Raw genomic sequence first — 13014 nt, forward strand, 5'->3', positions numbered from 1 at the left:
CAAATTTAAACCTGACAATAGTAATAAGGATTGTCGATCACAAGAGGACCGACACTGACTTTTTGCCACACCTGCGTCAGAGTCGGCGTGTTCAACAACGGGTGAGATCGAACAAACGACCGGGAAGGCCGGGATGCCGTGGTAAATCCAATGCCCGGACAAGCGCAAACATCATCGCCTGGTTCGATGTGAGCACTGGTTTGCCCAGTCGGTGTTCGATCCGCTCAACCGCCTCGACCGCGCGCATATCGGTGCAGCTGAGCACGATGGCTTCTGCTTCGGGGTGATCTGCGCGACAAGCAAGATCATAGACTTCATCTGGCGTCAGCTCACCCTGACCATAGTTCCCCAATGCGCGTCCGATATCCGCGCACTGCACAGTTGAGATGCTGTTATGCGCCAGAAAGTTTACGGCCTGCGTATTGATCTCACCCAGATAGGGTGACGAAAACCCGACCTTAGCCACACCCAATGCTCTGATCGCCTCGACCAGCGCCCCGGCAGCAGTGAAGGAGATCGCCCCGGATGCGGCCTTGATATCCCGCGCAAGTTGCGCGTCAAAAGACGGCCCAAGGGTTAAGGTGGCGGAGGTGCAACCGTACAGAACCACATCAGGCCGAACACCAGCGATCATTCTCAGGTCGTGGCTTATATCCGAGACACCCAGCCCCGCCATCTGATCAGAGCCGGGGATTTCATCGACGTCATACCCTCCCATGCGCTGAAAATGCACTGTCGTATCCGGGCAGCGCATCAGCATCATGTCGGCTTCCAGATTGGTATTGGTGAAGGGCACCAACACACCGATCTTTGCCCGTGTTCGGGTCTCGTGGGTCATGACGTCACCATTCTGAGCACGGCTAAACAGCGATCCATGATCTCCTGCGGGCAGATCGTTGCCCGCAAACAATCGCCCAGCCTATAGCCACCCATGCCTCGCATCAGCAAACCTTCGGCGCGCAGGGCTTGATCGGCTTTCCGAACGGTTTCGATATCTGCAAACCTGATCAGCACAAAATTCGTATGGCTGTGCGGCACAGTCAGGCCTAGCGCCCTGCAGTCATTGGCAAAGCGGTCTCGGATCGCAGCCGTTCGGTTCACCGTTTCCTGCATATGCGCCTGATCCCGCATCGCTGTCGCTGCCATGATCTGAGAGGGAATCGATACGTTGTTCGGGTTCAGGACTTTTCGCACCTCAGATGCAGTCTCTGGCGGAAAGACACCCCAGCCCACACGTGCGCCCGCTAACCCATATGCCTTTGAGAACGTGCGCAATACCACCGTATCACCACGTTTCGCCAAGGCGAAAATTTCAGCCGGGTTCTGGTCTGTATCTGAAAACTCTGCGTAGGCTTGATCGATCATCAGCAGCACATCGTTTCGCAGAGCGTCGCGAAGACGGATGATTTCGGCGTTCGGGATCAGAGTTCCTGTCGGATTACCCGGGTTGCAAACAAAAACAATCCGCGTTTTGGGTGTGACAGTGGCCAAGACATCATCGACCGAAACGGTCAGATCGACCTCACGCGCCTGCACATAATCCGCCTCCACCTGCGCGGTGGCAGACGCCACATAGGCATAGCCGTAATCGGTGCCCAACACCCGGTCCCCCGACCCGGCATAAGTTCGGATCAGGCAACCGATCAACTCCATCGACCCTGCCCCGCACAGGATCATTTCAGGGTCGAGGTTATGCACCTCGGCAATCGCTGCACGCAAATCGGACCAGTCCGGATCAGGGTAGAGCAGCGTCTGATTCATCACCGCCTGCCCCGCTGCAACGGCCATTGGGCTGGGCGGAAAGGCGCTTTCATTCTGTGCCAGAGAAACGGTGTCTGCATCCCCAAGATCGGCCAGAGCGTAAGGAGCCATCGCACGGATATGGTCGACCGCTCGGATCATGGCTTGCCCCCATAGGCCTTGGCCCCTTCGGGTGTTACCAATCCGCGCCTCAGATCCAGCGCTACGGCGTCCGGGTCCCGATCTGCCGGATCGCCGAACCCGCCACCGCCGGGCGTGTCAAAGATCAGATAGTCTCCGCCTTCGACCCTTAGCTCGGCCTTGCCGGGGATGTCGCTGACCCCGTCCCGAAACCGGATACGTCCCGGCGCACCGGGTTGGCCGCCCATGCGACCCAAAGCGGGGAATTTCAATCGCTCAACCGACAGGAACACGATGAAGGGCGCGTCATTGGACGAGGTCATCTCGATCCTCTGCCCCAGCCCGCCGCGATATTTGCCCGCACCGCCCGAATCCGGCAGCAACTCGCGCCGCCACATGATCACCGGAGCCACGCTTTCGGTAATTTCGACCTGTGAGCCAAAGACTCCGGAAGGATAGGCCGTGGCCGACAGCCCATCCGCATGAGGCCGCGCACCGGTGCCGCCATTGTGCACGGGTTCAATGGCAAACTCGCGCCCGCCATTGGCCGCAACCTCAGGCGCGTGGCGCATGGGTAGGTCAAACATGCAGCTTGCCCCCTCGGCCGGAACATTGTCGGGCAGCGCCTGATGCAGGCAGCCAAGAACCAGGTCGGGCGTCACCTGCCCCAGTGTGTGACGCATCGCCACCGGAACCGGGCGCTGTGCGTTCAGGATGCAACCTTTTGGGCCATCCACTGTGAACGGCTCCAGCGATCCCGCATTGTTGGGAATATCGGGCCCGACAATGCAGCGCAGGGCAAAGACCGTATAGGCCGTAGCGTAGTTTAGCGGCACGTTGATGCCTTTCTTGGAACAACCCGATGTGCCGGTGAAATCCACATGCATGCCGTCGCTGCTAACGGTCAGCGTGGCGTGCAGTTCCAGCTCATTCTCGTAACCGTCCATGCGCAGCACGTTCTTGTAGACGCCTTCAGGCACCTCGGCTATGGCCTCCAGCGCGCCTTTGCGCGACGTGTCAATGATATAGCTGCCCAAATGGTCTAGATCGTCGACCCCGAACTCATCCATCATCGCCACCAGACGGTTCACCCCAGCCTCACAACAGGCGATCAGGGCGTAAATGTCGCCCTCATTGGCGATCGGCTCGCGCGAATTGGCGCGGATGATGTCCATCAGCAGCGCATTCGGCGTGCCTTCTTCGACCAGTTTGCAAGGAGGGATCAGCAGGCCCTCGTCGTAAACATCCGATCCTTCCGGCCCCATGCCCAGACCGCCCAGATCCACCAGATGAGAGGTGCAGGAGGTAAAGCCAACCACCTTGCCATCCTTGAACGCGGGCATCATCAACAGGAAGTCATTCAGGTGACCCGAAGCCAGCCAGGGGTCGTTTGTCATGTAGATGTCACCGGGCCTCATGTCTTGAATGGTAAAGCGCTGACACAGATGCAAAACCGCCTCGGCCATAGTGTTGATGTGCCCGGGCGTTCCAGTCACGGCCTGGGCCACCATCCGGCCATTGACGTCGAAGATTCCGGCAGAGATATCGCCGCATTCTCTTACAATGGGCGAAAAGGCAGCGCGGATCAGGGTCTGGCCCTGTTCCTCAACCACTGCCAGCAGGCGGTTCCACATGACTTGCAGTCGAGCGGGAGAAAGATCGGGTTTCATCATGCGCCTCCTTTCTGATGTTGGATCAGCACTAGGTTGCCAATTGCATCCATATGGGCCGAGAAATCTGCGGATACGAGCGTGGTGGTCTGAGGTTCATGGATCAGCGCTGGCCCCGGTACGTGATCACCGGGCTTCAAATCGACGCGTGCGATGAAAGCCGCGTCTTTCGCCCTGCAGTCTACATCGCAGGTGATTGGGCGCGTCTCGGTTGCGTTGAACAGGGTGCGGTCGGGCGTATCGAGCACAGGTGCAACTGTGTTGTCCAACGTCGCTACCCTAACGGCCCAGTTCAAGATCTCGATCTGCATCCCCGGCACGGGGCGCGAGAATTGCTTGCGGTACTCCTCCTCAAACGCGGTGGTCAGCGGGGCAATGTCTTCGGGCATCACCGCACGATCAGGCAGGGGGATTTCGATCTCATGCCCCTGCCCGTGATAGCGCATGAATGCCGTGCGCCGGGTTTGAGTTTGCGCATCGCCTGCCCCTTTGGCCACGACCTCTTCCGCCTCGGAAATCATCGCATCAAACAAGGCGTTCACCCCATCAAGGTCCATGCTGTTCAGAAGCGAATAGTGTGAGCGCACAATCTCGAACGAGACCGGCGCGAACAGGAAGCCCACCGCCGATCCGACGCCCGGATTGGGTGGGATCACGATGCGAGACACGCCGGCAGAACGGGCGACGCGACTGGCGTGCAACGGGCCGTTCCCACCAAAGGCGATCATTGTGCGTGGGCCGAGGTCTTTCCCCGACTCGACCGCATGCATGCGTCCGGCGCTGGCCATGCTTTCATCGACAATGCGGCTGACCCCATCTGCGGAACCGACCGCATCCAAGTCCAACCGCTCCCCAATTGTACGGGCCAACGCCGCCTCGGCGCTGATAGCGTCCAACTGGATATGCCCTTCGGCAAAAGTATCCGGTACAATGTAGCCTAATGTAATATCACTGTCGGTCACCGTCGGTTCCGTTCCACCACGCATAAAAGCCACCGGCCCGGGCTCTGACCCTGCAGATTGCGGCCCGACGGTCAGGCGGCCCAAACGATCCACACCGGCAATCGAGCCACCACCCGCTCCAATCTCGATCATCTCGATCACCGGGATACGCACCGGCATACCCGAGCCTTTGATGAAACGCGCGGCGCGGGCGATTTCGAAAGAACGTGAAGACTGTGGCCGTGCATCGTCTATCAGGCACAGCTTGGCGGTCGTGCCACCCATGTCAAAGGATAGAACTTGATCGAGCCCTGCTTGCGCGGCGATGCGTGCGGCCAGAATGGCCCCGCCCGCTGGGCCGGATTCGACCAGACGGATTGGAAAGCGGGCTGCAGTTTCGACCGTACACATGCCTCCGCCTGCCGTCATCATCAAGATCGGGCATGTCACACCTTCGGCTGCGAATTTCTTGGCGAACCGGGCCAGATAGCTTTGCATCAGGGGTTGGATGTAAGCGTTTGCGACCGTGGTGCAGAGCCGGTCGAACTCTCGGGCTTCGGGACTGACATCTGATGAGATCGAGACGGTTAGGTCTGGGCGGCGCTCAGCCAAAGCATCACGCAGACGCTGTTCATGCGCAGGGTTGGAATAGGCGTGCATCAGGCAGATCGCGACAACCTCGGCCCCGCAGGTGTCCAATTCAGCCAACAGGTTATCCAACCGCGCCTCGTCCAGCGGGATCAGCACTTTGCCTTCGGCGGACATACGTTCGCGGATCACAAAGGACCGCTCACGCGGGACAAGAAGATCAGGCTTTTCCAGATTGATATCGTATTGGGAATAGCGCCTCTCATACCCGATATCGAGGATATCTCGGAACCCTTCGGTGCAGATCGTCGCCACCACGGCCCCGCGCCGTTCGATCAGCGCATTTGTTGCCAGGGTGGTGCCATGGATGAACCCCGTCACCTGCGGCAGAGATCGCCCGCTTGCGGCCATCACCCTCCGCGCCCCCTCCATCGCCCCGTCCGTCGGGTTCTGATGGGTCGTCAGGGTTTTGGTCGAGGCCAGTATGGTCTCATCGCCTTCGACCAGAACCGTGTCGGTAAAGGTGCCGCCAATATCTATGGCTAGGCGCAGCGCATATGTCATGTTTCATCTCGTTTTGCATGTGACTTCGATCAATCAGAACGCCCCTTGGGCTTCTATTGGCACATCACAACGAGATCACAGCCGGTAGCCCGGCGGTCCAATGGGTTGGTTAACAAAACACTGCGCATATCTATTTGTTGCGCTGGATAACCGCCAGAACTAGCGCATTTGCGACACATCTGACCCGGAGCGACATACCCAACGGGGTATCCACCACTTACCTTGCTTCTGTCGTCCAGCTCCCCGTGCTGAGGCTGTTCGGTGAATATTCGGTCAATTCCGCACGAAACGGCAACGCGTCATGTATCCGAATGCCGCTGACCAACTCAAACCGCCAGCCACGGTGTGCACCTTGAAACACCGCGATGTCTGGATGCTGTTCCTGCAGAACGTCTACCGTTCCTGTCAGCATCAGCACATCGCCGGTTTGATAGTTAGGAAATAGTAAACCTGCACGCGGCGTGACAAGAAAGTTGCCCAGCGTGTTGAAGAAGTTGTTTCCTTGAAAGTCCGGCACCAGAAGGTTGTTGCCTTGCACCTTCACAAATCCCGACCGCCCACCGCGATGCGAAACGTCAACGCTGCGAACCTTATCGGTGTCTGCATAGCTTGCGACGTAGAACGCATTTGCTGAGGCGACCATGTCGCGCGCGGCGGTGTCCAGTTCATTGAACCGCGCAATTTTTGAGTGCTTCGTGTCGCTGCCCGGCTCTCGGATGAAGTCAACGTCATGCGTTTGAATGTATTTCGGACAATTCCCGAAAGACTGCGTCACATCCAACAGTATGCCGGTCTCTGATACTTCATCGATCGTTGCATTCAGACGATTCCGCCGCCGCGTCGAAAGCTCGAGCCCCAGCAAACCCACTGGTGCGTCACGAACCACAGTGTCTGCCAATGGATCATCGGGATGAGGCCAGGCCTGCACCCTCAACTGTCTGTCATTCGGTGAGGACAAAAATCCAGGCTGGCCCGACAGGATCGATGCCCAGGGCCAGCCATCTTGATCGACACTGCCCAGAAAAACAAAGGGCAGCTGTGCAAAGAATTCACGATGCTGGTCCGGCATGAACGGGCGGATCACCGTCCGACCTATCTTTTCCATTGTGTCTTGTTTTCCGATGCGGCTCTGCATCTCGCGTTCGCCGCGGTGAAACGGAGAGTGCTCGGTTTGAAGGGGCGCGTTCATGGCGGACCTCGCGGTGTCTTTTGGGTTCAGATTCTGCTTTAGGCGGCGTTTAGCCCGGCTGCGGTTTTGGGCATTGGTACAAAACCTTCCAGCGCCTCGATATTGGCTAGCAGGCGCCGCACATTCGGGTAGGGTTCCAACGAAACATCGCCTTCGGGGGCGTGGGCGGTGTAACTGTAGATGGCCACATCAGCGATTGTGGGCCGATCACCGACCAGCCAATTGCGCCCGTCCAGATGTGCGTCCAGTTTGCCCAGCACTTTGGCTGCTGTTGCATGGGTAAACGCCTTGTCTAATGGTGCGTTGAACACATTGATCAACCGGGCGGCTGCGGGGCCAAAGGCGATCTCGCCAGCGGCAAGGGTCAGGAATTTCTGAACCTCAGCCTCAAGCACCGGATCATTTGGCAGATAGTCTGGGGCGTATTTGCGGGCAAGATATACAAGGATTGCATTGCTGTCGCACACGACAACATCGCCGTCCTCTAAAACCGGCACTTGCCCTGCAGGGTTCAAGGCCAGAAACGCATCCTGTTTATGCGCCCCGCCCGCCAAATCCACATTGACAACCTCATGAGGGATATCGGCTAGACTGGCGAACAAAACTGCCCGGTGGGCGTGGCCAGACAGTGGAAAGCTGTGAATGCGGAGAGGATGTGTCATCAGATGGCTCCTTCTTTTCGATTGCATTGGAGCCATAGATAACTTGCTGAGGGTTAGGCGATAATATACTCACTTATTGAATGACTATGAACATGGCGTAGATAATGGACACCATCGCAGGAATGCGGGTTTTTGTGGCTGTCGCGAGCCACGCATCGTTTACAGACGGTGCCAGACAGGTCGGCATCAGCACGAAACTGGCTAGCAAATACATAGGGCAACTTGAGCAGCGTCTGAATGCTCAGCTTCTTCATCGCACCACCCGCAGCGTCACCCTGACCGAGACCGGCACGGCCTATTTCGAACGCTGCCTACCGCTATTGGAACAATTCGATGAGTTGGAAGGGCTGGTTCAGCAACGGCAGACCGAACTGGCTGGGCGCATCCGGATCACGGCCCCAACCGGTTATGGATCGGCCGAGTTGGTCCACCTGCTCAAACCCTTTCAGGATGAACATCCCGGCGTTCTGATCGAACTGCATTTGTCTGATCACCATGTGTCCTTGGTGGATGAAGGGTTTGATCTGGCCATTCGCTTTGGGGTTCTGAAAGATTCCTCGCTGGTCGCGCGCAAGTTGACCGATATGCGTATCGTTTGCTGTGCTGCGCCGGACTACCTGGATCGCATGGGCCCTCTCGAAACACCAGAAGATCTGTCACGGCACAATTGCCTGCTGCAAACGACGGGCAATGTGATCGACAGTTGGGATTTCGAAACCTCGGACGGAAAGCTCTTTGTGCCAGTCTCGGGCAATTTCCGCGCCAATTCGCCCCGCGCGGTTGCGAACATGGCCGCCGATGGGTTGGGAATCGGGCGGGTGCCTTTGTACACCGCAAAACCGTTCTTGGCGGAAGGACAGCTCAAATTGATCTTGGAATCTTATGAAACCCGAGTGCTAGGCCTGTACGCAACCTACCCGCCGAACCGGCACTTGACCGCCAGAATTCGCGCTTTGATCGACTATTTGGTGACCGCTCTGGCGCGTTCATAGCGGTTTCGAGGGTTAAATGCTGGTGGCACGTTTGATAAAACCGCTATTTGAAACTTGGTATTGAAATTAGCCTACCTAATAGTAGATATACAGAAAGAGACTGATATTCTATTCTACCTTTCCCGAGAAGGAACGTCCTATGGAACTGAACTCCGATTTCTCCGCCCGCGTCGTTGTCCACTCGGATCAGTTAGACTGGTTGCCCTCGCCAATGAAGGGCGTTGACCGTCGGATGCTGGACCGGATCGGAGGCGAAGTGGCCCGTGCCACCACCATTGTGCGTTATGCACCGGGCAGTTCGTTCTCGGCCCACACCCATACCGGAGGCGAAGAATTCATCGTACTGGACGGGGTGTTTCAAGACGAACACGGCGATTTCCCTGAAGGTACCTATGTGCGCAATCCACCAACCTCATCCCACACGCCGGGTTCAGAGCCGGGATGTACGATCTTTGTCAAACTCTGGCAGTTTGACATGGAGGATCGAACGCAGTTTCGCAAAACCATGGCGGAGGAGCTTAGCTCACCAGTGAAGGGCGTTGCGACAGCGCTACTGTACGAAGATCCCCGCGAACGCGTCACCTATAGCCATCTTGATCCGGGTGCGGAACTGACCTCAGATGCAGCTGGTGGGCACGAGCTGTTGGTCATAGGTGGCCAGATCACTTCGGGCGGGGATACTCTGGCTAAAAACGCATGGCTTCGGTTGCCTGACGGCGAAAACCTGACGGCTTTGGCAGGTCCTGATGGTGCAAAGGTCTGGATGAAGACCGGCCATCTGCCCTATGCCAAAGCGCCTGCGGCTTGATCGCGCCGTGCACATGAGCTCTCGACCCAGACTTCGGACGCAGACCCTGATCATCGGGGGCGGTCTTTCGGGCCTGAGCCTCGCGGCAGAGCTGGCGCGACAAGGGCATGACTTTGTTCTGGCCGAGGCTCGGGATCGCCTGGGCGGTCGTATTCTGACCTGGCATATTGGCGATACCGGCTATGATCTGGGTCCTGCCTGGTTCTGGCCCGGTCAACCAAGGATTGCAGACTTGATCGGCCAGCTTGGTCTATCCTGGTTCGATCAGCATTATGCAGGCGAGCTGACCTATGAGGACGAACATGGCAGCGTGTCGCGGGGCCTTGGATTTTCATCCATGCGGGGATCACTGCGATTGGACGGCGGCTTTGGTGCGCTGATCGATACTTTGGCGGCAAGCGTCAACCCGGACCGGGTTCACCTGTCGATGCCAATACAACAGATCGCGCGTGGCGAAGATGGCGTGATTGCAACAGCTGCCGATGGCCGGACCGTTCACGCAGACCGGGTTGTGCTCGCCCTGCCCCCGCGGGTTGCTGCGCAGTTGTCTTTTATGCCCGCGTTGCCTGATAAAGCGCTGAGCGCGATGCTCGCGGTTCCTACTTGGATGGCGGGTCAGGCCAAGGCTGTTGCACTCTACGCATCACCCTTCTGGCGCAACGCCGGACTGTCCGGCGACGCGATAAGCCGTCGGGGTCCGATGGTTGAAATCCATGATGCCTCGCCCGCCCAAGACGGGCCTTATGCGCTATTCGGTTTTGTCGGAGTGCCGCCGCAGGCGCGCCAAGATCAGGTGCGTCTGCGCCAGCTGGTCTTGGATCAACTCGTGCGGCTGTTCGGGCCAGAGGCTGCACAGCCACTGGACCTGTTTGTCAAAGACTGGGCCGATGATCCGTTCACGGCAACATTGGAAGATCAGCAGCCGCAATTCAGTCACCCAACCTATGGCCTGCCCTCACCCCTGAAGGGTCTTTGGGACCAGGCGCTGATTTTTGCTGGGACCGAGGTTGCCCCTCAGTTCGGTGGATACGTTGAAGGTGCATTGGAAGCCGCGGAACAGGCCGCAAGGCATATCATTCACCAAAAGGTTGAGTTTTCATGATGACCGATACGAAAACAGCCCTTCTGAACGTCGCCGAGCAGGCCGCGCGCACCCGTGGGTTTGATGGGTTCAGCTATGCAGATCTGGCCGATGCGGTCGGCATTCGCAAAGCATCGATCCACTATCATTTTCCGACCAAGGCAGCACTATCTGCCGCGTTGATGGATCGATACCATGACGCACTGAAGGCCGATTGTGATCGGATCGATGCCGCCTGGCCAACTGCGGGCCAGCGTCTGCTGGCGCTGATCGATATCTATCGGGACGCGCTAAGCGGTGGCAAAACGTTGTGTCTGTGCGTGGCCTTGATCGGCAGCCGCGAAAGCTTGTCGGATGAGGTGATCCAAAAGATATCTGAGTTCCGAGCAATGATGGTGAACTGGCTGATCCGAGTGTTCGAACTGGCGGCGCAGGATGGGTCTATTTCATCTTTGGGCGCCGCCCCAGCTGAGGCCCGCGCGGCCCTTGCCCTGTTGGAAGGGGCACATTTGACCGCACGGGCCGAGGAAAACACCTCGAGCTTCAATCAGGCTGTTGAATTGCTTGAGGCGCGGTGTTGAGTGCGGTTAACAGCTGAGGATCAGAACGTCGCGCGGGCCTGCATCGCGTTGGCCCCGTCATGGCGGCGGGCCCAAAGGTCCAAACCATTATCGTGCGCCCGGCCTTCAAGGTGAAACGCTTCCATCCCGGCGATGGGAGACAGGCCTTTTAATGCGAATGTTTTCAGCGGTTTACCGACGCTCCGACTGGCCAGATCGGCCAATAGTGTCGCTGTCAACGGGCCGTGAAAAACCAGCCCACTATACCCTTCGACGGTGCGGGCATAGTCCACGTCGTAGTGGATGCGGTGGCCATTGAAAGTCAGGGCCGAATAGCGGAACAGCATGACCTCGGACGGCGTAACAATTTCCGAAACCTCTGCGTCGGCAGGCGCGACAGGTTGCGCGGGCTTTGGTGCGTTGGGGTTCGGATCTTCGCGATAAACGATGTCATGTTCTTCGGTCAGGGCAAGCGTGCCCTCTTCGGCCAGAACCTCATGCATCACCGTGACAAAGCACAGTTCCCCGCTGCGCCCGCTTTTTTCAGTGATGGCTTTGATGGTCGAGCGTTTCTTGACACACGCCCCCAGCAGCAAGGGTGCATGAAACGCAAATCGACCCCCTGCCCACATACGCCGGGGGAGTGTGACGGGGGGCAGAAAACTTCCTTTCTTCGGGTGTCCGTCCCGCCCCAGCTGACCCAGAGGTTTGGCGTCGAGAAAGTAGAGCCAATGCCACAGCGGGGGGAGCGAATCGCCAATCCCCAAGCTGGGCTCCTGCGCCAGCGTGGCCTGCATAAGCCGCGCTGGTTCGGGACGCAGGATGTCGCTGTGGCTTTCGCTGCGCCCGATCCAACTGTCGAAAGTATTTGGCATAGTAAGCCTAAAGCTTGCGCCACTTACGATCCGTGGCTGATCGGGTCACCCTAGGATCGCGCGGTGCCAACGACAAGACTGAGCACGCGATGAATTGGATCAGTCGATGATTGCAATCGGCTGGCCCAGCGTGTCAGCATTGGGCGTGATACCCAAACCGGGGCCCTCGGGCGGAGTGATGCGGCCATTCTGACGCACGGGGCAATCCGGAGCCAAGCGGGGTCCGACATAGTGGCTCAGGTCGCAAGTATTCATGATGCCGCGCGCGGGTGTCGATGCTGCCAGATGCAGCACGGCCGCCGTTGTGATGTCACTACCCCAAGTGTCTTCGATACACATCTGGGTGCCGAGCGTCAGACACAGGTCACGGATTTGCCGCATCGCGGACAGCCCCCCCATCTTGGACAGTTTCAACGCCGCCGCCTGCATGCAGCCCAGTTGGTGCGCCTCAAGCACCGAGGTGATGTCATGGGCGTTTTCGTCGATTTTCATCGGCAGGCCTGTTGCGCGCTGGACATGGGCGCATTCCTGCAGGGTGGCGCAGGGCTGTTCCAGCATCACATCCAGATGGGATGCGGCGCGTCCGACCCGGATGGCTGTCAACGCATCGCTACCGCAATTCCAGTCGCCGTACACCAAGGGACCTGCCCCAACGGCTTCGCGCACCTTGGCCAGACGTTCCACATCCGCTTGCCAGTCGTCGTCCGCGCCTAGCTTCACTTGAAACTGGCGCATGCCGTTGTCGTAAGCGTCCCGTGCCATTCGCGCCATTTCATCCGGCGCGACGCAGGTGATCGAGTGATAGAGCGGCATGTCCTTGACCTGTCGCCCGCCCAACAGACAGTACAGTGGTAGGTTCGCCACCTGTGCTGTCAAATCCCACAAGGCCATATCGATGGCCGATTTGGCATAACCATGGCCATACAGATAGGTGTTCGCGCGCTCCATCAACGCCTCGGGGCCGACCGGATCGGCCCCGATCAAAACCGGGGCCAGTTCTAGGACGGCGGGGCCCACGCCTTTGGCATAGGCTGGTAAGTAGTGAGGAATCGGGCAGACCTCACCCCATCCTTGCAGCCCGGCATCCGTCTCGATCCGCAACACCACCGAGGTGGTGGTGTCACAGGTCTTTCCATCTGCCATGTAATAGGTCTCATGGCTCGTCAGCGGGATTTCCCACAGCGCGATGCGCGTGATCTTCAC

At 58.3% G+C, this 13014-nt stretch carries 12 protein-coding genes; 4 read left to right on the forward strand and 8 right to left on the reverse strand.

Annotated elements, in window-relative coordinates:
* Positions 1-91 precede the first annotated feature (91 nt).
* The 6 genes from ACR0EL_RS06905 to ACR0EL_RS06930 form a co-directional block, all read right to left on the reverse strand.
* The gene (locus tag ACR0EL_RS06905) at positions 92-838 is read right to left on the reverse strand and encodes a maleate cis-trans isomerase family protein (protein WP_480499033.1); all 747 of its coding nucleotides are present in this window, start codon (positions 836-838) and stop codon (positions 92-94) included.
* Positions 835-1902: a pyridoxal phosphate-dependent aminotransferase gene (locus ACR0EL_RS06910; RefSeq protein WP_480499034.1), complete on the reverse strand. Its 1068-nt coding sequence runs from the start codon at positions 1900-1902 to the stop codon at positions 835-837. Before ACR0EL_RS06910 ends, ACR0EL_RS06905 begins: the two co-directional genes overlap by 4 nt.
* Positions 1899-3551, reverse strand: coding sequence for a hydantoinase B/oxoprolinase family protein (locus ACR0EL_RS06915; RefSeq protein WP_480499035.1), 1653 nt, complete (start codon positions 3549-3551; stop codon positions 1899-1901). Before ACR0EL_RS06915 ends, ACR0EL_RS06910 begins: the two co-directional genes overlap by 4 nt.
* Positions 3551-5644 carry a hydantoinase/oxoprolinase family protein gene (locus ACR0EL_RS06920; RefSeq protein ID WP_480499036.1) on the reverse strand — a complete coding sequence of 698 codons (2094 nt, stop codon included), beginning with the start codon at positions 5642-5644 and terminating at the stop codon, positions 3551-3553. The genes ACR0EL_RS06915 and ACR0EL_RS06920 overlap by 1 nt, the downstream gene beginning before the upstream one ends.
* A gap of 217 nt (positions 5645-5861) precedes the next feature.
* Positions 5862-6833, reverse strand: a complete 972-nt coding sequence (locus ACR0EL_RS06925; protein WP_480499037.1) for a pyridoxamine 5'-phosphate oxidase family protein — start codon at positions 6831-6833, stop codon at positions 5862-5864.
* A gap of 38 nt (positions 6834-6871) precedes the next feature.
* The gene (locus tag ACR0EL_RS06930) at positions 6872-7495 is read right to left on the reverse strand and encodes a glutathione S-transferase family protein (RefSeq protein ID WP_480499038.1); all 624 of its coding nucleotides are present in this window, start codon (positions 7493-7495) and stop codon (positions 6872-6874) included.
* Positions 7496-7599: 104 nt separating this feature from the next.
* On the opposite strand from ACR0EL_RS06930, the gene ACR0EL_RS06935 reads away from it, so the two are divergent.
* The 4 genes from ACR0EL_RS06935 to ACR0EL_RS06950 all read left to right on the forward strand — a co-directional run bounded on the left by ACR0EL_RS06935 (position 7600) and on the right by ACR0EL_RS06950 (position 10957).
* Positions 7600-8487, forward strand: a complete 888-nt coding sequence (locus ACR0EL_RS06935; protein WP_480499039.1) for a LysR family transcriptional regulator — start codon at positions 7600-7602, stop codon at positions 8485-8487.
* Between the two features lie 139 nt (positions 8488-8626).
* Positions 8627-9295, forward strand: coding sequence for a cupin domain-containing protein (locus ACR0EL_RS06940; RefSeq protein ID WP_480499040.1), 669 nt, complete (start codon positions 8627-8629; stop codon positions 9293-9295).
* A gap of 13 nt (positions 9296-9308) precedes the next feature.
* Positions 9309-10397, forward strand: coding sequence for a flavin monoamine oxidase family protein (locus tag ACR0EL_RS06945; RefSeq protein ID WP_480499041.1), 1089 nt, complete (start codon positions 9309-9311; stop codon positions 10395-10397).
* Positions 10397-10957: a TetR/AcrR family transcriptional regulator gene (locus ACR0EL_RS06950; protein WP_480499042.1), complete on the forward strand. Its 561-nt coding sequence runs from the start codon at positions 10397-10399 to the stop codon at positions 10955-10957. The genes ACR0EL_RS06945 and ACR0EL_RS06950 overlap by 1 nt, the downstream gene beginning before the upstream one ends.
* Before the next feature lie 20 nt (positions 10958-10977).
* Here the strand turns inward: ACR0EL_RS06950 and ACR0EL_RS06955 are convergent, their stop codons facing one another.
* Entirely contained in the window at positions 10978-11811 is an 834-nt protein-coding gene (locus tag ACR0EL_RS06955; protein WP_480499043.1) for an HTD2 family dehydratase, read from the reverse strand.
* A gap of 99 nt (positions 11812-11910) precedes the next feature.
* On the reverse strand, positions 11911-13014 hold the full coding sequence (locus ACR0EL_RS06960) for a mandelate racemase/muconate lactonizing enzyme family protein (RefSeq protein ID WP_480499044.1): 1104 nt from the start codon (positions 13012-13014) through the stop codon (positions 11911-11913).

This window comes from Ruegeria sp. AH12 (assembly GCF_056541465.1).

Bases quoted from the DNA above. Each gene is read 5' to 3' on its own strand.
- ACR0EL_RS06940 (WP_480499040.1), top strand. From the start codon at position 8,627: ATGGAACTGAACTCCGATTTCTCCGCCCGCGTCGTTGTCCACTCGGAT.
- ACR0EL_RS06920 (WP_480499036.1), bottom strand. From the start codon at position 5,644: ATGACATATGCGCTGCGCCTAGCCATAGATATTGGCGGCACCTTTACC.
- ACR0EL_RS06945 (WP_480499041.1), top strand. From the start codon at position 9,309: ATGAGCTCTCGACCCAGACTTCGGACGCAGACCCTGATCATCGGGGGC.
- ACR0EL_RS06905 (WP_480499033.1), bottom strand. From the start codon at position 838: ATGACCCACGAGACCCGAACACGGGCAAAGATCGGTGTGTTGGTGCCC.
- ACR0EL_RS06930 (WP_480499038.1), bottom strand. From the start codon at position 7,495: ATGACACATCCTCTCCGCATTCACAGCTTTCCACTGTCTGGCCACGCC.
- ACR0EL_RS06955 (WP_480499043.1), bottom strand. From the start codon at position 11,811: ATGCCAAATACTTTCGACAGTTGGATCGGGCGCAGCGAAAGCCACAGC.
- ACR0EL_RS06950 (WP_480499042.1), top strand. From the start codon at position 10,397: ATGACCGATACGAAAACAGCCCTTCTGAACGTCGCCGAGCAGGCCGCG.
- ACR0EL_RS06935 (WP_480499039.1), top strand. From the start codon at position 7,600: ATGGACACCATCGCAGGAATGCGGGTTTTTGTGGCTGTCGCGAGCCAC.
- ACR0EL_RS06915 (WP_480499035.1), bottom strand. From the start codon at position 3,551: ATGAAACCCGATCTTTCTCCCGCTCGACTGCAAGTCATGTGGAACCGC.
- ACR0EL_RS06925 (WP_480499037.1), bottom strand. From the start codon at position 6,833: ATGAACGCGCCCCTTCAAACCGAGCACTCTCCGTTTCACCGCGGCGAA.
- ACR0EL_RS06910 (WP_480499034.1), bottom strand. From the start codon at position 1,902: ATGATCCGAGCGGTCGACCATATCCGTGCGATGGCTCCTTACGCTCTG.